Annotated in this window: 19 protein-coding genes; 12 read left to right on the forward strand and 7 right to left on the reverse strand. The window is 72.1% G+C overall.

The features are described from left to right. The 3 genes from CKO43_RS10185 to CKO43_RS10195 form a co-directional block, all read left to right on the forward strand. Window positions 1–232, forward strand: a 232-nt coding sequence (locus CKO43_RS10185) for a BON domain-containing protein (protein ID WP_200378564.1), incomplete at its 5' end; no start/stop codon positions are given. Then, window positions 229–660 carry a hypothetical protein gene (locus CKO43_RS10190; protein ID WP_200378565.1) on the forward strand — a complete coding sequence of 144 codons (432 nt, stop codon included), beginning with the start codon at window positions 229–231 and terminating at the stop codon, window positions 658–660. The genes CKO43_RS10185 and CKO43_RS10190, both read left to right, overlap by 4 nt. Window positions 661–792: 132 nt before the next feature. Beyond that, on the forward strand, window positions 793–1,335 hold the full coding sequence (locus CKO43_RS10195) for a PEP-CTERM sorting domain-containing protein (protein ID WP_200378566.1): 543 nt from the start codon (window positions 793–795) through the stop codon (window positions 1,333–1,335). Here the strand turns inward: CKO43_RS10195 and CKO43_RS10200 are convergent. The 3 genes from CKO43_RS10200 to ligD form a co-directional block, all read right to left on the reverse strand. Further along, a complete protein-coding gene (locus tag CKO43_RS10200; protein ID WP_200378567.1) occupies window positions 1,301–2,140 on the reverse strand; it encodes an alpha/beta hydrolase family protein in 840 nt (279 codons plus the stop codon). The two genes, CKO43_RS10195 and CKO43_RS10200, sit on opposite strands and share 35 nt — an antisense overlap. Next, window positions 2,127–3,278, reverse strand: coding sequence for a DUF3182 family protein (locus tag CKO43_RS10205; protein WP_200378568.1), 1,152 nt, complete (start codon window positions 3,276–3,278; stop codon window positions 2,127–2,129). Before CKO43_RS10205 ends, CKO43_RS10200 begins: the two co-directional genes overlap by 14 nt. 119 nt (window positions 3,279–3,397) lie before the next feature. Then, complete coding sequence (gene ligD / locus CKO43_RS10210) at window positions 3,398–6,001, reverse strand: DNA ligase D (RefSeq protein ID WP_200378569.1); 2,604 nt, start codon at window positions 5,999–6,001, stop codon at window positions 3,398–3,400. Window positions 6,002–6,058: 57 nt separating this feature from the next. On the opposite strand from ligD, the gene CKO43_RS10215 reads away from it, so the two are divergent. From CKO43_RS10215 to CKO43_RS10255, 9 genes are all read left to right on the forward strand, one after another. Next, window positions 6,059–6,355 (forward strand): FAD-dependent oxidoreductase, encoded by a 297-nt coding sequence (locus tag CKO43_RS10215; RefSeq protein ID WP_200378570.1) that lies wholly within the window; start codon window positions 6,059–6,061, stop codon window positions 6,353–6,355. Between the two features lie 109 nt (window positions 6,356–6,464). Beyond that, entirely contained in the window at window positions 6,465–6,821 is a 357-nt protein-coding gene (locus CKO43_RS10220) for a carboxymuconolactone decarboxylase family protein (protein WP_200232432.1), read from the forward strand. Window positions 6,822–6,925: 104 nt separating this feature from the next. Continuing rightward, window positions 6,926–7,807, forward strand: a complete 882-nt coding sequence (locus tag CKO43_RS10225) for an alpha/beta fold hydrolase (RefSeq protein ID WP_200378571.1) — start codon at window positions 6,926–6,928, stop codon at window positions 7,805–7,807. 128 nt (window positions 7,808–7,935) lie between these two features. Then, window positions 7,936–8,757 carry an alpha/beta fold hydrolase gene (locus CKO43_RS10230; protein WP_200232408.1) on the forward strand — a complete coding sequence of 274 codons (822 nt, stop codon included), beginning with the start codon at window positions 7,936–7,938 and terminating at the stop codon, window positions 8,755–8,757. A 45-nt stretch (window positions 8,758–8,802) separates the two neighbouring features. Then, window positions 8,803–9,813, forward strand: a complete 1,011-nt coding sequence (gene dusA, locus CKO43_RS10235) for a tRNA dihydrouridine(20/20a) synthase DusA (RefSeq protein ID WP_200378572.1) — start codon at window positions 8,803–8,805, stop codon at window positions 9,811–9,813. A 148-nt stretch (window positions 9,814–9,961) separates the two neighbouring features. Beyond that, on the forward strand, window positions 9,962–10,831 hold the full coding sequence (locus CKO43_RS10240; RefSeq protein WP_200378573.1) for an S-methyl-5'-thioadenosine phosphorylase: 870 nt from the start codon (window positions 9,962–9,964) through the stop codon (window positions 10,829–10,831). Continuing rightward, the gene (gene mtnA, locus CKO43_RS10245; RefSeq protein WP_200378574.1) at window positions 10,828–11,919 is read left to right on the forward strand and encodes an S-methyl-5-thioribose-1-phosphate isomerase; all 1,092 of its coding nucleotides are present in this window, start codon (window positions 10,828–10,830) and stop codon (window positions 11,917–11,919) included. The genes CKO43_RS10240 and mtnA overlap by 4 nt, the downstream gene beginning before the upstream one ends. After that, the gene (locus CKO43_RS10250; RefSeq protein WP_200378575.1) at window positions 11,916–12,575 is read left to right on the forward strand and encodes a class II aldolase/adducin family protein; all 660 of its coding nucleotides are present in this window, start codon (window positions 11,916–11,918) and stop codon (window positions 12,573–12,575) included. Before mtnA ends, CKO43_RS10250 begins: the two co-directional genes overlap by 4 nt. Before the next feature lie 137 nt (window positions 12,576–12,712). Beyond that, window positions 12,713–12,937: a glycine zipper 2TM domain-containing protein gene (locus CKO43_RS10255; RefSeq protein WP_200378576.1), complete on the forward strand. Its 225-nt coding sequence runs from the start codon at window positions 12,713–12,715 to the stop codon at window positions 12,935–12,937. A 4-nt stretch (window positions 12,938–12,941) separates the two neighbouring features. Here CKO43_RS10255 and CKO43_RS10260 read toward each other — a convergent pair whose 3' ends face one another. From CKO43_RS10260 to CKO43_RS10275, 4 genes are read right to left on the reverse strand one after another with little or no spacing between them, the layout of a single operon-like run. Continuing rightward, window positions 12,942–13,841 (reverse strand): DMT family transporter, encoded by a 900-nt coding sequence (locus tag CKO43_RS10260; protein ID WP_200378577.1) that lies wholly within the window; start codon window positions 13,839–13,841, stop codon window positions 12,942–12,944. Continuing rightward, window positions 13,841–15,136, reverse strand: coding sequence for a type III glutamate--ammonia ligase (locus tag CKO43_RS10265; protein ID WP_200378578.1), 1,296 nt, complete (start codon window positions 15,134–15,136; stop codon window positions 13,841–13,843). Before CKO43_RS10265 ends, CKO43_RS10260 begins: the two co-directional genes overlap by 1 nt. Beyond that, window positions 15,133–16,629, reverse strand: coding sequence for an aldehyde dehydrogenase (locus CKO43_RS10270; RefSeq protein WP_200232400.1), 1,497 nt, complete (start codon window positions 16,627–16,629; stop codon window positions 15,133–15,135). The genes CKO43_RS10265 and CKO43_RS10270 overlap by 4 nt, the downstream gene beginning before the upstream one ends. Before the next feature lie 55 nt (window positions 16,630–16,684). Further along, the gene (locus tag CKO43_RS10275; protein WP_200378579.1) at window positions 16,685–18,064 is read right to left on the reverse strand and encodes a DUF3138 family protein; all 1,380 of its coding nucleotides are present in this window, start codon (window positions 18,062–18,064) and stop codon (window positions 16,685–16,687) included. Between the last annotated feature and the right edge of the window lie 10 nt (window positions 18,065–18,074).

Genomic DNA, 18,074 nt, shown 5'->3' on the forward strand with positions numbered 1-18,074 from the left:
GGTCACCGACGCCGGCATCGGCGCCGCGGTCAGCGCCGAGCTCGGGCGCGACCCGCAACTGGCGACGGCGCCGGTCGACGTCGACTGCGTCGGCGGCCACGTCGCGCTGCGCGGCGTCGCCCCGGACGAGGCCGCACGCGAACGGGCGGCCGCGATCGCCGCCGGTGTCGACGGTGTGCGCGTGGTGGAAAACGTGCTCGAACTGGCCTTGGCACCTGGAGACAGACGATGAAACGAACGATTGCCATGCTGCTGGGCGCGTGCGCGCTGGCCGGCAGCGCCTGGGCGCAGGAGCCGCACATGGAGCCGGCGCGTGTTCCGCCTGGCGTGCACCTGGCGCCGGTGTTGGCCGCGGCCGGCACGACACGCGACGATGTGCGCCACGAGTACGAGTTCGCCCGCGTCGCCGGCATGCTGAGCCCGGACGGCGAGGGCGGCGACACGCACGAGGTGCTGGCCGCACGCGAGCGCTACAACGCCGCGCTGGCGCAGGCCCTGGAGGCCGACCCGGGACGCGAGGCCGCACTGGCCGCCGCGACCGAGGCCGCGGTCGAGATGTCGGGCGCCGACGCGATCGCCGACGCCGAGGTCTACGAGATGACCGCCGACGACGGCGAACTCGTCGGCTACCTCTTCGTCGTCGAGTCCGAAGCGGACTGAGCGGCGGCACGCCGCTGACCTCCGCTGACCTCCGGTTACCGCTTGGCCCCGCGCGGCCCGCAGCCGCGGGGGTGCCGATGGCGCGGCCTTCGGCTACACCTGCGCTTGACCTGTTTCAAGCGGAGGGCAGCGATGAAGCGCATGGCGACAGCGGGGCTGGTGGCGGCGGTGATGCTCGCGGCGGCGCTGCCGGCACGGGCGGCGGTGCAGGTGGTCGACTTCGACCAGCTGATCGAGTCGACGCGGCTGGACACGCCGCTGCGAGGCGGCGACGCCCTCGTGCTCGACAGTTTTGCCGCCGGCCAGCGCGGCCGTTTCGACCAGTCGATCACCTTCACGCTGGCCTCGGCCGCCTATGCCACGGGCGAGGCGAGCTGGAACGTCGTGCGTGGCGGCTCGCGCCTGCTGGGTGTCGACATCGACCTGCTCGACGCCGACGGCAACGTGGTGTTCAGCGACTCCTTTGCCGGCCGCGCCGCGGGCGTCAGGACCTCGCTGCTCGCCGGGGCGCTGGGCCCCGGCACCTACACGCTGCATGCGACCGGCCGGGGGGCGCGCGACGCCTCGCTCGACCTGTCGCTCGCGTTCGCGGTGCCCGAGCCGGCCACCGTGGCGACGATGGGCCTGGGCCTGGCGCTCGTCATGCTGACGGTTGCGCGGCGGCGGCGGCGCTGACCGCCTTTTTCGTCGGCAGCGGCCGCTCGGGCGGCGCGCCGTCGGCGGTCGCCGGCTGCACCGTACCGCGGCGGGCACCGAGCAGCATCTCCTTGAACCAGCCGACCAGCACCTGGGTGTAGGCGCGCTGGTCGGCTTCGTCCGACAGGCCGTGGTCGGCGCCGGCCAGGCAGCGCAGCGTCAGCGACTTCACCTGGCGCGCCGCCTCCTGGTAGCTGGTGATGACGGCGTGCGGAATGATGCGGTCGTTCTCCGACTCGATCAGCAGCACGTCGCCCTCGAACTGCTGGAAGGCGCGCAAGGCCCGGTTGTCCTTGGGCGGCACGACGCTGCGGCGATAAGTCTTCAGGTCCTGTTCCTGGTGCAACTGCAGCTTGGGCAGCTCCCAGCCGGCGTCGAGGTAGAGCGCCGGCGCGCGCAGTGCGAGCCACTTCACGGGCTTGAGCGTCGTCAGGATCGCGGCGAGGTAGCCGCCGTAGCTGCTGCCGACGACACAGATCGCCTGCGGGTCGACCTCGGGGTGCGCGACCAGCCGCTCGTAGGCGGCGACCAGGTCGCGCAGATTGCTCTCGCGCGAGACCCGCGCCTGCTGCGCCTGGGTGCCGGCGTGGCCGCGCAGGTCGAAGGCCAGGCAGACGCAACCCAGCGCCGCCAGCTCTCGCGCCCGCGCCAGGTACTGCGAGCGGCTGCCGCCCCAGCCGTGCACGAAGAGCACGCCCGGGATCAGCGTGCCGGGCGCGACGAAGGTGCCGGCGATGCGTTCGTCGTCGACCTCGATGTCTATCGTTTCCTCAGTTGTCGACATGCGTCTGGGCGAAGGCGTACTTGGTGAGGCGGCCGACCTCGGCGTCGACGCCGTCGTACAGCGGCATCGCCCCGGCCGGGATCTCGGCGCCACCGTGCACCTCGTGCGTCGAGGCGTGCACCAGGCGGCGTTCGGGGTCGTCGCGCAAGGCCTGCAGCGCGACCAGTTCGGCGCCGCTGGCGCCGCCGATGCGCCAGGACTGCTCGAGCACGCCGGAGCGCCAGCGACCGGACTCGTCCAGCCCCTGGGCCACATCGTAGTTGGCGCGCGAGGCGTGGAAACCGGGGAAAAACTCGATCGCAGCGTGGTGGTAGGTCAGCGCCTGCTCGATGCCCAGGCGCACCGGCGACGGCAGCTCGCGCTGCAGCAGCGCGTCGAAGCCGCCGCGCACGACGACCAGGTCGGAGCCGCCATAGACCTCCTGGCCTTCGCGGTTGCGCGTCAGGCGCTGGCTGCCGTAGTAGGAGGCGAGCCATTCGCCGACACGCACCTGGCCGACCGACATCGTGCTGACGTCGCGCAGGTTGGCCTCGGCGACGAGGCCGTGAAGCTCGATCGCAAGCGGATCGAGTTCGCCCAGCACCCGCTCGAGCTCGGCGCCGTCGCGCACCACCCACTGGCCCAGGCCGCCGACGCCGCCCGGATCCTTCAGCCGCACCGCGCCGCGGTGCAGCAGCCGCGTCGCCGCACGCCGCAGGTCGGCGGCCGAGAAGCAGGAACAGCCCGGCAGCACCGCGCCGCGCACGGCGTGGCAGAACGCGGCGGACCAGCCGGCAGGCGGCGGCGCTGCGCCGACAGCCGGGTGCGTGATCAGCTTGGTGGCGACGAAAGGCTGGGGCACGACGCCGCCGAACAGGTCGGCCGGGCCGCGCACGCCCAGGCGCAGCGCTTCGGCCTGCGTCAGCGTGTCGCGCGGCACCAGGTAGACCGGGCGGTGGGTCGGGCCGAGCGCGGCGTAGTCGCCGACATAGTCATAGCCCAGCAGTTCGGCCAGGCCGGCGGCGACGCGTGCCTTGCTCTGGTGGTCGTGGCCCGGCGGCCGGCCGGTGGCGGCACCGCCGAGGAAGGCGACGACCGGCTGCGCGTGCACCCAGGGCAGGTGCGCGGCGCGCGGGGGGGTCTGGATGGCGATGCTCATGGCAGGCTCCCAAAAACGTGAACTCAGTGTCGCGATCGGTGCGGCGCCCGGAGTCGTCCCGCAGGCGCAGCGTGTGTAGGAACAGGCCGGCAGCGGGTGTCGGCGCCGGCGGGCGCGCGTCAGGCACGGCGCAGCGGTGCCGCCGGGTCGAAACCCAGCCGCTTCATCGCGGCCGCGAGCGGCTGGCGCTTGCGCCAGTAGTCGGCCCAGGGGTCGGCGGTTGCGGCGGCAAGGCGGGCAGCGGCGTCGGCCACCGTCCACTGCGCCGCGCTGCGCAGCGCCGGCAGTTCGTCCCAGTGCAGCGGCATGGACACGCCCAGCCCGGGCCGGGCGCGGGCCGAGAACGCGCAAACGGTGGTCGCGCCTTCGCCGTTGCGCAGGTAGTCGACGAAGATGCGGCCGACGCGGTTCGACGGCCCGCTCTTGAGCACGAAACGCTCGGGCAGTTCCTGCGCCAGGTGGGCGACGATGGCACGCGCGAAGGCCTTGACGACGTCGACGCCAAGGCGCTCGGCGATCGGCACGACGACGTGCAGGCCTTTGCCGCCGCTGGTCTTCAGCCACGCCGCCAGGCCCAGTTCGTCGAGCAGCGTGCGCACGAGCAGCGTGCCGTCGCGCACCGCGCCGAAATCCACGCCTTCGCCCGGGTCCAGGTCGAAGACCATGCGGTCGGGCGTGGCGATCGCGGCGGCCCGCGTGTTCCAGGTGTGGAACTCGATCACGTTCATCTGCGCCGCAGCCAGCAGCGCCTCGGGTGTGCGGATCTCGAGCAGCGGCTCGTGGCCGGGCCACAGCGCCGGGTCGAGTTCGGTGACGCCGGGGATGCTCGTGCGCTCGGCGTGTTTCTGGAAGAAGCCGGCGTGCCCCACGCCCTGCGGCGCGCGCAGGAAGGCGACCGGCCGCCCCTTGAGATGCGGCAGCATGCGCGCCGCGACCGCGTCGTACCAGCGCAGCAGGTCGAGCTTGGTGAGCCCGCTGGCGGCGTCGACGATGCGCTCGCCGTGTGTCACGCGCATGCGGCCGACGCGCCCGGAAGACGCGGCAGTGGGCGCCGCACTCGGCAGTGCGTCGGGGGCCAGGGCTCGTTCGCGCACGATCTGGCGCGCCGGCTTGTCCTCGCGCACGCCGACGAAGACGGCGTGGCGCACGCGGCCGGCTTCGGTCCAGTCGGCGAACTCGACCTCGACGACGAGTTCGGGCCGCACCCAGCGCTCCAGCCCCGGGCCGCGACGGCTCCAGCGCCCCCGCGCGCGTGCACCGCCGGCAAACGGCGGTGTGTCGACGGCCAGGGCGGCCAGCCGCCGGTGCAGCGCCTGCGCCGCCTGGCTGTCCCAGCCGGTGCCGACGCTGCCGGCGTGCTGCAGCTGGCCGGCCGCGTCGTGCACGCCGAGCAGCAGGCTGCCGATCTCGCCAGTGGCGCCGCTGCGTTCGGTGAATCCGCCGACGACGAACTCCTGGCGCCGGCGGCATTTCAGCTTGAGCCAGCTGTCGCTGCGTACCGAGCGGTAGGGCGCGTCGCGGCGCTTGGCGATCACGCCTTCGAGTTGCTGGCTGCAGGCAGTGGCGAGCGCGCCGTCGGGCCCCGGCTCGAGTTCGGCCGAGTAGCGCAGCAGCGGCCGCTCCTGCTCGTCGACTAGCGACTTCAAGAGCGCCCGGCGGGCGTCCAGCGGCAGCTCGCGCAGGTCGCGGCCCTGCAGATAGGGCAGGTCGAAGACGCAGTAGACGAGGCGGGCGGTGCCGCTGCCGTCGAAGGCTTTTTGCAGCAGGCCGAAGTCGGCACCGCCGCGCGCGCCGAGCGCGACCAGTTCGCCGTCGATCCAGGCCGACTGCAGGCCAAGCCCTTCGAGCGCCGCGGCCAGTACCGGCAGTTTGGCCGTCCAGTCGTGGCCGTTGCGCGTGAACAGCCGCACCGCGCCGCGGCGGATGCGGGCCAGCAGCCGGTAGCCGTCGTACTTGGTCTCGTAGAGCCAGCCGCCGCCGGCGGGTGCTGCGCAGGCCAGCGTGGCGAGCTGCGGTGCCAGCGTCGCCGGCTGCGGCGCCTTGGGCGCCAGCGCGTCCAGGGCCAGCGCGGCTGCGGGCCGGCGCTGGCGCGGTTTCGCCGCTGCGGTTTCCGTACGGGCCCGCCGCGAGCGCGGGGCGGCCGCTGCGGCGACGCTGTCGGGGCGTTCGGCGACGACGTCGAACTCGGCGCGAGGGCGCGCGTGTGCGTCGCGTTTCTTGAACAGCAGCCAGTTTTCGCCGCGCTCGCCGTCGCGCGCCTTGGTGCGCACCAGCTCCCAGGTGCCGCCCAGCTTCTCGCCGTGCAGTTCGAAGACGAGCTTGCCGGCCGCGAGCCCGGCACGCGGGTCGCCGAGCGCGGTCCAGCGGCCGCGGTCCCAGACGATCACGTCGCCGGCGCCGTACTGGCCGCGCGGGATCGTGCCCTCGAAGCCGGCGTAGGCCAGCGGGTGGTCCTCGGTGCGCACCGCCAGGCGCTTGTCCGCCGGGTCCAGGCTCGGGCCTTTGGGCACCGCCCAGGACAGCAGCACGCCGTCGAGTTCCAGCCGGAAGTCGTAGTGCAGCCGCGTCGCGTCGTGTTTCTGGATCACGAAGACCGGGTCGGCGGCGTCGGCGTGCACGGCCGGCGAAGGTTCAGGAGTGATCGCGAAATCGCGTTTGGCGAGGTAGACCTGAAGCGGATCGGCGGGCGCGGCAGCGGCCGGGGACAGGGCGGCACGAGGCATGGGCCCGACCGGCAAAAGCCGGGCCCGCGCCGGGATACACGATTGCCGACGCCGCGCATGCCCGATGACAAGATCTACGACTGCCTGGTGGTCGACGTCGTCTACACCGCGCTGGGCGTCGAACCGCGCATCCGGCTAGCGCAAGCGCCGGACGCCGCCGGCAAGCTGATCGTCGACGAGCGCTGCCGCAGCACGGTGGCGAGCCTGTACGCTGCCGGCGACGTCGTCAGCTCGCTCGACCAGCTGGCGGTGGCGACGGGGCAGGGCGCGATCGCAGCCGCGGCGATCCACCGGCAGCTGCGTGAGGCCGGCCTGGCGCAGCCGCCCGAAACGAGGCCAGACGCGCACGGCTGAGGCGGCGGCGCCGGGTGGCCGAGCGCCGGGCTGGGGCTTGTGCTGCGGCAAGCCGGCAGGCTGCCGCTTGCACCGACAATGCGCCGACGTTTATACCCACACCCGTATCATGACCGAGTCCTATCGCGACCTGACCTCCTCGATCTCGGCCTCGCTCGCGCAACTGCGCGCCGACATGCCCGACACCACGCGCGGCTTTTCGTCGCTGGCGATGGCCGCCACGCGCCCCGGCACGCTGGACAAGAAGACCAAGGAGCTGATCGCGATGGCGCTGTCGGTCGGCGCGCGCTGCGACCCCTGTGTCGGCTTTCACGCCGACGCACTGGTCAAGCTGGGCTGCACGCGTGCCGAGTTCGAGGAGATGCTGGGCCTGTGCATCTACATGGGCGGCGGGCCCTCGCTGATGTACGCGGCCAAGGCGCTGCAGGCCTTCGAGGAGTTCGGCGGCCAGAAGGCGGCGGCCTGAACACCCGCAAGCGCTGGGGGCGGCGCCCGCCGCGCTGCCGATAACATCCGGCGCATGACTGTTTGTGCATGGCGCCACGGGCGCGCTGCGGCGGGGCGCAGCTGATGCAGGTTTCCGCCAACGGCCTCGCGCTCGAGGTCGACGATCGTGGCCCGCCCGACGGCGTGCCGCTGCTGCTGGTGATGGGGCTGGGCATGCAGCTGACGGCCTGGCCCGAGGAACTGGTGCAGTTGCTGGTGGCGCGCGGTTTTCGCGTGCTGCGCTTCGACAACCGCGACGCCGGGCTGAGCCAGGGTTTCGACCATCTGGGTGCTCCCAACCTGGCGATCGCCGGCATCCGCTTCGCGCTGCACCTGCCGGGGCGCTCGCCTTATTCGCTGGCCGACATGGCGGCCGACACGCTGGGCGTGATGGACGCGCTCGGACTGCAGTCGGCGCACGTCTGCGGCGCGTCCATGGGCGGCATGATCGCCCAGCACCTGGCCGCGCGCCGGCCCGAACGTGTGCGCAGCCTGACGCTGATGATGACGACCTCGGGCGCGCGTGCGCTGCCGCAGCCGGGCCTGCGGGTGCGCCAGGCCTTGCTGTCGCGGCCCGCGAACAACTCGCGCGAAGCGGTCGTCGCCCATCTGGAGCGGGTGCTGCGCACGATCGGCAGCCCCGGTTTCCCGCCCGACCGGGCGCAGATGCACCAGCGTTTCGAGGCCGCTTTCGACCGCGCCTGGCGCCCCGCGGGCACCGCACGCCAGATCGCCGCCGTCATCGCCGACGGCGACCGCACGCGGCTGCTGGGCGCTGTCCGCGCCCCGACGCTGGTGCTGCACGGCCGCGACGACCCGCTGGTGCCGCCGGCGGCCGCGCACGACCTGGCGCTCAAGATCCCGGGTGCCACCGTCGAGATGATTCCCGGCATGGGCCACGACCTGCCGCAGGAACTGCTGGAACGTTTCGCCGACTCGATCGCCGCCAACGCCCAGCGCAGCTGAGCGCAAACCCCGAGCGGCTCGGGTCCTGGTTCAACCGGCAGGAGCGCGAAGATTTCACGCCCCACGTGACAGGGTGTAAGCCCCAGGCTGCGCAGGCCGGGCGCCCGCACGAATAATCGTTCCCGCCCATGCCGCACACCGCAGCCGATTCGATCCGCAAGCACCACCTGAGCCTGGCCGGCAACCCGCAGGCCGAGCGGGTCCTGGTGTTCGCACACGGCTTCGGCACCGATCAGCGCGCCTGGGACGCCATCTGGCCGCATTACGCCGCCGACTTCCGCATCGTGCGTTTCGACAACGTCGGCGCCGGCCGCTCGGACCCGCAGGCCTTCGAGCAGCACCGCTACCTGACGATGGAGCGCTACGCGCAGGACTTGAACGAGTTGCTGGACGCGCTCGACCTGCGCGACGTCGTTTTCGTCGGCCACTCGATGGGCGCGCTGGCCGGCCTGCTGGCGGCGATCGAGCGGCCCGAGCAGTTCGCGCGCCTGGTCGCGATCGGCGCCTCGGCGCGTTACCTGGATGACGTGGGTTACCAAGGCGGCTTCAGCGAAGCCGACCTGAACGCGCTCTACCGCGCCGTGACCACCGGCCGCGATGCCTGGGCCGACGCCTTCGCGCCGGTGGCGATGGGCAACCGCGACCGGCCCGAACTCGCCGCCCACTTCGCCGAGACGATCAAGAGCGTGCCGGCGGACGCGGTGCTGACGGTGCTGTGTTCGATCTTCCAGTCCGACTACCGCGAGCGCATCGGCCGGCTCGAACGCCCGACGCTGCTGCTGCAGACGCGCGAGGACGCGGCGGTGCCGCAGGCGGCGGCCGAATACCTGCACCGCAGCATCCGCGGCAGCGAGCTGGTCGTGCTCGAGGCCGAAGGCCATTTGCCGCACCTGAGCGCACCGCAGCAGGTGCTGGCGGCGATGGACGGCTTCATCCGCGGTCACGGCTGAGACAATCGCGGCCCGCGCCGGCTTTTCGGCGCCCGACCGACGACGATGACGCTCCTGGACCCTGCCGTCCCCAGCCCCTGGCGCCTGTGCGTGGCGCCGATGCTGGACTGGACTGACCGCCACTGCCGCCACTTCCACCGGCTGCTGAGCCGCCATGCGCGGCTCTACACCGAGATGGTGACCACCGGCGCGCTGCTGCATGGCGACGTCGCGCGCCATCTGGACTTCGGCGCCGACGAACACCCGGTGGCGCTGCAGCTGGGCGGCAGCGAGCCCGCCGACCTGGCGGCCTGCGCGAAGCTGGCCGAACGCTGGGGCTACGACGAGGTCAACCTGAACTGCGGCTGCCCCAGCCCGCGCGTGCAGCGCGGCGCTTTCGGCGCCTGCCTGATGCACGAGCCGGCACTGGTGGCCGACAGCGTCAAGGCGATGCGCGACGCGGTCGGCCTGCCGGTCACCGTCAAGCACCGCATCGGCCTGGGCAAGGACGAGCGCTACGGCTTCGTGCGCGACTTCGTCGGCACGGTCGCCGACGCCGGCTGCGAGGTCTTCATCGTGCACGCACGCAACGCCTGGCTCGAAGGCCTGAGCCCGAAGGAAAACCGCGACATCCCGCCGCTGCGCTACGAGGTCGCGCAGCGGCTGAAGGCCGAGTTCCCGCAGCTCACCATCGTCGTCAACGGCGGCATTGCCGGCGACGAGGCGATCGCGGCGCAGCTCGAACACGTCGACGGCGTGATGGTGGGCCGCGCCGCGTATCACGAGCCCTGGTCGCTGGCGAGCTGGGACCCGCGTTTCTTCGGCACGCCGGCACCGGCGAGAGACCGCGCCGCGCTCGAGCTGGAGATGGTGCGCTACATGGAGCAGCAGGCCGCCGCCGGCGTGCCCTGGGCGCACGTCGCGCGCCACATGCTGGGGCTGTGGAACGGCGAGCCCGGTGCGCGCCGCTGGCGTCAGGTCTGGTCCGACCACAAGCTGAAGCACGAGCCGCCGGCTGTGGTGCACGCGCTGGCGCAGCGTCCGGTGCGGGTGCTGGAGCAGGGCGCGGCCGCTTGACATTCGGCAGCCGCGGCCGGCGCCGAGCGACGTAGCATCACGCTACCGCAGCGGGCCATGCCCGGCCGCGGCACGAGGCCGGCAGCCCGTCGGGTGCCGGCCTTCCTCGTTCCCGACCCCGCCGCCTGCCGCGGCGACTTCGACACCTATGACGACACGACTCGCCATCATCGGCGGCAGCGGCCTGTACGACCTGCCCGGCCTCACCGACACCCGCTGGGTCTCGGTCGACACGCCCTGGGGCGCGCCCTCCGACGAGATCTTCCTCGGCCGCCTGGGCGACGCCGAACTCGCCTTCCTGCCGCGCCACGGCCGCGGCCACCGCATCCCGCCGAGCGAGGTCAACTACCGCGCCAACATCGCCGCGCTGAAGCAGCTGGGCGCCACCGACGTGCTGTCCTGCAGTGCCGTCGGCGGCCTGCGTGCCGACCTGCCGCCGGGCACCTTCGTCATCGTCGACCAGTTCATCGACCGCACGTTCGCACGCGACAAGAGCTTCTTCGGCACCGGCTGCGTGGCCCACGTCTCGATGGCCGACCCGACCTGCCACCGCCTGGGCGACCACGTGCAGAAGCGCCTGGCCGAGCAGGGCGTGCCCCACGTGCGCGGCGGCACCTACCTGACGATGGAAGGGCCGCAGTTCTCCACCCGCGCCGAGTCGCATCTGTACCGCTCGTGGAACTGCAGCGTCATCGGCATGACCAACATGCCCGAGGCCAAGCTGGCGCGCGAAGCCGAGCTTTGCTATTGCTCGGTCAGCATGGTCACCGACTTCGACTGCTGGCACGTCGGCCACGACGCGGTGACGGTCGACGCGATCGTCAAGGTGCTGCTCGCCAACGCCGAGAACGCGCGCCAGATGGTGCGCGGCCTGGCCGAGGACGTGGCCCACGACGAACACGCAGCCGCCTGCGGCTGCCGCCACGCGCTGGACAACGCGATCATCACCGCGCCCGCCGCACGCGACCCCGAGGTCGTCAAGCGCCTGCAAGCCATCGCCGGCCGGGTGCTCGCATGAAGGTCGACGGCAAGCCGCTGCGCACCATCCGCGCCGTCGCCGGCGGCGAGGCGGTCGAGATCATCGACCAGCGCCTGCTGCCGCACCGCCTGGTCATCGAACGCGTCGCCAGCGCCGACGAGATGATCGTCGCGATCCGCGACATGTGGGTGCGCGGTGCGCCGCTGATCGGCGCCAGTGCCGCCTACGGCGTCGCGCTGCTGATGAACGCCGACGCCGGCGACGCCGCGCTCGAAGCCGGCTGCGGGCGCATCCGCGCCGCGCGCCCGACCGCCGTCAACCTGGCCTGGGCCGTCGACCGCATGCTGAGCCGGCTGCGGCCGCTGCCGGCCAGCGAGCGCCGCGCCGCCGCCTGGGCGCTGGCCGACGCCATCGCCGAGGAAGACGTGGCGGTCAACCGCGCGATCGGCGATCACGGACTGGCGCTGATCGAGGCCATCGCCGCCAAGCGCTCCGGCCCGGTCAAGGTGCTGACGCACTGCAACGCCGGCTGGCTGGCGACCGTCGACTGGGGCACCGCGACGGCACCGATCTACCGCGCCCAGGAGCGTGGCATCGAACTCCACGTCTGGGTCGACGAGACGCGCCCGCGCAACCAGGGCGCCAGCCTCACGGCCTGGGAGCTGGGCAAGGCCGGCGTGCCGCATACGCTGGTCGCCGACAACGCCGGCGGCCACCTGATGCAGCGCGGCGAGGTCGACCTGTGCATCGTCGGCTGCGACCGCGTGACGGTGCGCGGCGACGTCTGCAACAAGATCGGCACCTATCTGAAGGCGCTGGCCGCGCACGACAACGGCGTGCCGTTCTACGTTGCGATGCCGACCTCGACGCTGGACCCCAGGCTCGCCGACGGCGTTCGCGAGATCCCGATCGAGGAACGCAGCGCGCGCGAGGTGACGCACATCGCCGGGCTGACGGCCGCGGGCGAGCTGGCCGAGGTCTGCCTGGTGCCCAGCGGCACGACGGCGGCGAATCCGGCCTTCGACGTCACGCCGGCGCGCCTGGTCAGCGGCCTGGTCACCGAACACGGCGTGTTTCCGGCCGACGAAACCGCGCTGCGCGCACTCGCCCAACGGAGCGCACGATGAACCTGCCGTCGGTGGAGATCACGCTGCGCGAGGACGCCGCCGCCGCGGTGCGGTTGCTGGATGCGCGCGGCCTGAACCGCGGCAGCACCGGCAACCTCAGCGTTCGCTGCGGCGACGCGATGCTGATCACGCCGACCGGCATGGGCTCGGAAGTGCGCGGCGAAGACTTCGTGCGTGTCTTCCTCGCCGACGGCCGTGTCGAGGGCCAGTGGCAGCCGTCGTCGGAATGGCATTTCCACCAGGCTGTCTACCGCGCCCGGCCCGACCTGAACGCGGTCGTGCACACGCATTCGCCGAACGCCACCGCGCTGGCCTGCCTGGACCGGCCGCTGCCGGCTTTCCACTACATGATCGCGGTGGCCGGTGGCGACACCGTGCCGCTGGTGCCGTACCACACCTTTGGCACCGAGGCGCTGTCGGCCGCGGTGGGCGAGGCGATGGCCGAGCGCAAAGCCTGTCTGCTGGCGCACCACGGCCTGGTGGCCGCCGGCGCGACGCTGGCCGAGGCACTGAAGGTCTGCCAGGAGATCGAGTCGCTGTGCGAGGTCTACCTGAAGGCGCTGGCGGTGGCCGAGCCGCGCGTGCTGGGGCGCGCCGAGATGGACGAGGTGATCGCCCGGTTCAGGAGCTACGGCCGCAGCGCACGCCGCGGCTGACGGCGTAGGACGGCGCGCACAGCGGGTGGCGGCACCCGCCGATGGTGCCGCCGGCCCTCGGCGTCCAGACTTGTTTCAAAGCCTCTCGCCGGCCGCGTCCGCGGCTTGCGCAGGGTGCTCGTTGCAAGGAGCTGGACATGACGAACGTTTCGCGATCTTTCACCCTCGGTGCCCTGGTGGTCTCGGTGGCCGCGCTGGCCGGCTGTTCCGGCATGTCGACGCATCAGCGTGACACGGCGGTCGGTGCCGGCATCGGCGGCGTCGCCGGCGCGGTGCTGACCGGCGGCAGCACCGCCGGCACGATCGGCGGCGCCGCGGTCGGCGGCGTCATCGGCCACGAAACCAGCAAGGACAAGAAGTAAGGCTTCAGCGCCGTGCCGGCCAGGTTGCGAGCAGCAGCCCGGCCAGCGCGAGCGCAAACGCCGCCGCGTGGCCGGCGCCGAAATGCTCGCCGAGGAAGACGACGCCGATCAGCGCCGCGCTGACCGGCAGCATCACGGTGAACACACCCGCCTGCGAGGCCGGCACATGGCGCAGCCCGGCCATCCACAGCCAGACCGTCACCATGCTGGCGGCGATCGCGTAGAAGACCAGCAGCGCCCAGGTCGGCGCGGCGACGGCGGCAAAGTCGAAGCTCAGCGCCTGCCAGATGCCGAACGGCGTCACCAGGGCCAGCCCCCAGAGGTTGATCAGCGCGCTGATGCGTTTGGGCGAGACGTTGCCGGTGAGCCGCTTGCCGATGACGACGTAGCTCGCCTCGCAGACCACCGCTGCCAGCAGCAGCGCATAACCCCACCACGGCGCGCCGGCTTCGGCGCTGCCGGCCGGTGCCTTGGCCAGCGCCAGCAGCGCGATGCCGGCCGCCGCGAGCGCGATGGCGCCGGCGACGCGGCGCGTGATGCGCTCGCCCAGGAACAGGCGCGACAGGATGGCCACCGCGGCCGGAATCGCCGCCATCACGACCCCGGCGGCCAGCGCCGAGGTCGCCTTGACGCCGTACAGCATGCAGATGCTGAACAGGAAGTTGCCGAGAAAACTCTCCCAGAACAGCAGCTTGCGGTCGTGCGGCGTCAGCGGCGCTTCGGCCTCGCCGCGCCGCACCCAGTGCGCCATCGCCAGCGCGGCGATGCCGAAGCGCATCCACGCGAGCAGGAAGACCGGCAGCGCCGCGACCAGCAGGCGCGACAGGCCGACATAACAGCCGACCAGCGCCATGCCGGAGGCCAGGCAGGCGTAGGCCAGCAGCGGAACACGGGACTGGGACATCAGAACGCCGCGGCGTAGCGCTCCAGTTCCCAGGCGCCGACGTGGCGTGCGTACTCGGTCCACTCGGCGCGTTTGAGGCGCAAGAACTCGGGGCCCAGGCTGGGGCCGAGTGCATCCAGCAGCACCGGATCGGCTTCGAGCGCTGCAACCGCTTCGCCCAGCGATTGCGGCAGCAGGGCGATGCCGCGCGCGCGGATCGTCACCAGATCGAGCGCGAACAAGTCGTCTTCGACCGCCGGCGGCAGCACCAGCCCGCGCTCGATGCCGTCCAGGCCGGCCGCGATCAGGCCGGCGGTCGCGAGATACGGGTTGGCGCTGGCGTCGGGCAGCCGCCATTCGAAGCGGCCGGGCAGGGTGCGCACGAGCGCCGTGCGGTTGTTCGGGCCGTGGGCGACATAGGCCGGCGCCCAGGCCGTGCCCGACAGCGATTCGCCCACCGTCAGGCGTTTGTACGAGTTGACCGTCGGCGCGGCCAGTGCCGCCAGCGCCGGCGCGTGCGCCAGCACGCCGGCGACGAAGGCGTCCAGCAGATCGCTGGCGGGCTCGGCGCCGCGCCACAGCGAGACGTGGAAGTGCAGGCCGCTGCCCGGCTGGTCGGCGAAGGGCTTGGGCATCATCGAGAACACCATGCCGCGCTGCTCGGCCAGCGCGTGCGCGGCGAGCTTGAACAGCATCAGGTGGTCGCAGCTGGCCAGCGCCTCGTCGTGGGCGAAGTTGACTTCGTACTGCCCCTGCGCGTCCTCGTGGTCGATCTGCAGCACGTCCAGGCCGGCGTCGCTCAGTGCCGTCGACAGTGCGTGCAGGAAACCGTGCTGGCGCGGCAGCGACTTCAGGTCGTAGGAGGGCTTGTCCAGGCGGTCGGCGTCGTCGGCCGGGGCCCAGCGGCCGGCCGCGTCGCGTTTGAGCAGGAAGAACTCGGGCTCGATGCCGGTGCGCATCGTCAGGCCGCGGGCCGCCAGACGCGCGCGCGCACGCCGCAGCAGCTGGCGCGGGCAGCCGTCGAAGGGCTCCCCGGCGACAAAGCCGTCACCGACGAGGCGCGCGACCCCAGGCCACCAGGGCAAGGGCAGCGCCGTCGCGGCGTCGCCGCGTGCGTAGAACTCGGAGCGTGGGCCGCAGCGCGGCAAGCCGGTGCCCACGATCGACGGGCCGGCGAAACCGGCGCCGGTGGCGAGCACCTCGTCCAGGTGCGCCAGCGGCACCAGCTTGCCCTTGGCGACGCCGTTCAGGTCGGTGAACTGGACCAGCAGCGTGTGCACGCCGGCGGCTGCCAGCCGCTCGTGCAGCGCCTTCATGCCGGGTTGATGCGCAGCCAGGTGGTCTTCAGCTCGGTGTACTTGTCGAAGGCGTGCAGGCTCTTGTCGCGGCCGTTGCCGCTCTGCTTGTAGCCGCCGAACGGGACGGTGATGTCGTCCTCGTCGTACTGGTTGACGTGCACCGTGCCGGCGCGCAGCGCGCGCGCGACGCGGTGGGCGCGGTGCACGTTGTCGCTCCAGACGCTGGCTTGCAGCCCGTAGGCGCTGGCGTTGGCCATCGCCACGGCCTGGGCCTCGTCGGCGAAACGCAGCACCGATAGCACCGGGCCGAAGATCTCCTCGCGCGCGATGCGCATCGAGTCGGTCACGCCGTCGAAGACGGTGGGTTCGACGTAATAACCGCCGGTTTCGGCGCGTGCCCGGCGGCCGCCGGCCAGGCAGCTGGCGCCGTCGGCCAGGCCGGCGGCTATGTAGCCGAGCACCGTGTCCAGCTGCGTCTCGTCGACGATCGCACCCATCACCGTGCCCGGGTCCAGCGGGTCGGCCGGCTGGTAGCGCGGCGCCAGTGCGGCGACGCGCGCGGCGAAGTCGGCGGCGATGCTCTCGTGCACCAGCACGCGCGACGGCGCGTTGCAGCTCTCGCCCTGGTTGAAGAACATGCTGTCGGCCACGGTCTCGGCGGCGCGTTCGACGTCGCCGTCGGGGAAGACGAGAAAGGCCGATTTGCCGCCGAGCTCGTTGTAGACACGCTTCAGGTTGGAGCGGCCCGAGTACTCGAGCATGCGCCGGCCGATGCGCGTGCTGCCGGTGAAGCCGATCGCGTCGACCTCGGGGTGCAGCGCCAGCGCCTCGCCGGCTTCGCCGCCGTAACCCGGCACGACGTTGAACACACCCGGCGGCAAACCGGCCGCGACCGCGATCTCGGCCAGACGCAGCGCCGTCAGCGGGCTCTTCTCGCTGGGTTTGAGCACGACCGAGTTGCCCGCCGCCAGCGCCGGCCCCAGCTTCCAGGCCGCCATGATCATCGGGTAGTTCCAGGGCACGATGGCGCCGACCACACCCATGGGCTCGCGCGTGATCAGCGCCAGCGCGTTGTCGGCGGTGGGTGCGACCTCGTCGTAGAGCTTGTCGACGGCTTCCGCGTACCAGGCGATGCAGCGTGCCGTCGCGGGCACGTCGACGGCAAGCGAATAGCGGATCGGCTTGCCCATGTCCAGGGTCTCGAGCAGCGCGAGTTCGTCCTTGGCGGCGAGGATGCCCTCGGCAAAACGCTGCAGGATCTTCTTGCGTGCCGCCGGCGCCTTGCCGGCCCAGCGCCGGTCGTCGAAGGCGGCGCGGGCGCTGGCGACGGCCCGGTTTACGTCCTCGGCCCGGCCGCGCACGACGGCGCCGAGCCGGCGGCCGTCGATCGGCGAGTGTTTGTCGAAGGTCTCGCCGGATGCGCTGGCGATGCGCTCGCCATCGACGAGCGCACGGCCGTCGATCGCGAGCGCGGCGGCGCGTTCGCGCCAGTTCGGGGTCGGGGAGTTCATCGCGTCTCCTGGTGGGCTGGACACGGGCCGCGTGGGCCCGCCGGGCGGCGCGGCGTCAGAACTTGACGACCACCGACGCGCCGAGCAGGTGGTTGTTCTTGCGGTAACCGCCGTCCTTCACGTCCTCGAACACGGCCTGGCTCGCGCCGTCGTAACGGTACTCGAGCTTGAAGATCGTGTTCTCGTCGTAGAGATAGTTGCCACCGACGGTCAGCGCGTAGCGGTTGCTGCCCTTGGACGGGTCGCCTGCGACGATGGCGTTGCCATCGGCGTCCAGCGTCAGGCCGCGGCCGATGCCGTTGGCGCCGTCGTCGCTGCTGTAGCCGAACAGGCCGCCGCCGTTCTTGCGGTTGTAGACGTAGTCGGCGCGCACGACACCTTCCAGCCGCGGCGTGATCTTGTAGGCCGCGGTCGTCGACAGGCCCCACCAGCGTGCGTCGCGCAGCACGCCGTCTTCGTGGTAGATCGCGGCCTTCTTCTGCTGGCCGTAGCTGATCTGGCCGAACAGCGACAGATCGCCGCGCGTGAAGTAGGCGTCGGCCTCGAGCAGGTTGACCGCGCTGTAGGCGTCTTCCTGGCCGAGGTCCTGGGCCGCGTAGTTGGCCGTCTTGCCGTGCAGGCCGGTGAAGCCGAAGCCGCTGAACTCGCCCTTGGAGTAGTCGACGCGGTAGATCAGCGCCGGCGACTTGTGGCTGGAGCCCTGGCGCGGCGTGTTCACGTTCGCCAGGCCGACCTTGGCGACCCATTTGCCGCTGCTCATTTCGTAGACCGCGCCGGTGTAGGCCGTCGGCGCCATGAAGTCGAACAGCAGGTTGTGGGTGACGAGCTTGTTGCCGTCGGGCAGCGTCAGCTCGTAGCCGGTCCAGTCGGGGATCTGGCCCACCCACAGGCGGTTCTGCAGGTCGCCCAGCGGGATCGAGACCGAGGCCTCGTGCACGATGGAGCCGCCGTTGGTCAGCGCGCCGGTGCCGCGTTCGGGCGCCAGCGTCAGGTGCCAGATCGTGCCGCCCTCGGTTTCCTTGAGGAAATCGAGCACGGCCATGCCGAAGTAGGAGTTGTCGTAGGTGTAGCGCGCGTCCTCGCCGTTGAGCAGCACGAAGGACGCGTTGTCGGCGCGGCGGTTGTAGATCCAGGCCGGGTCGATCTGGCCGCTGATCTTCAGGCCCTTGAAGCCCTGGGCCTCGAAGTTGTCCTGCAGCGCCTCGGCCTTGGTGCCGATGCGCGCCAGTTCCTGCGCCTGCTCGGGCGTCATGCCCCACTGGCCGGCCTGCGGCGCGGGCGCTGCCGCCGGCTGCGCGGCGAGCTTCTTCTCGAGCTCGGTGACGCGGTCGCGCAGCGCGCGCAGTTCCTTCAGCAGGTCCTCGTTGCTCTGCGCGGCTGCCGGGAAGGCGGCCCCGATCGCGAGCACGAGAGCGGTCAGGCGGGCGGGCTTCATCAGGATTCCT

The sequence above is a fragment of the Rubrivivax gelatinosus genome (assembly GCF_016583785.1).
Taxonomy (GTDB): Bacteria; Pseudomonadota; Gammaproteobacteria; order Burkholderiales; family Burkholderiaceae_C; genus Rubrivivax; species Rubrivivax gelatinosus_B.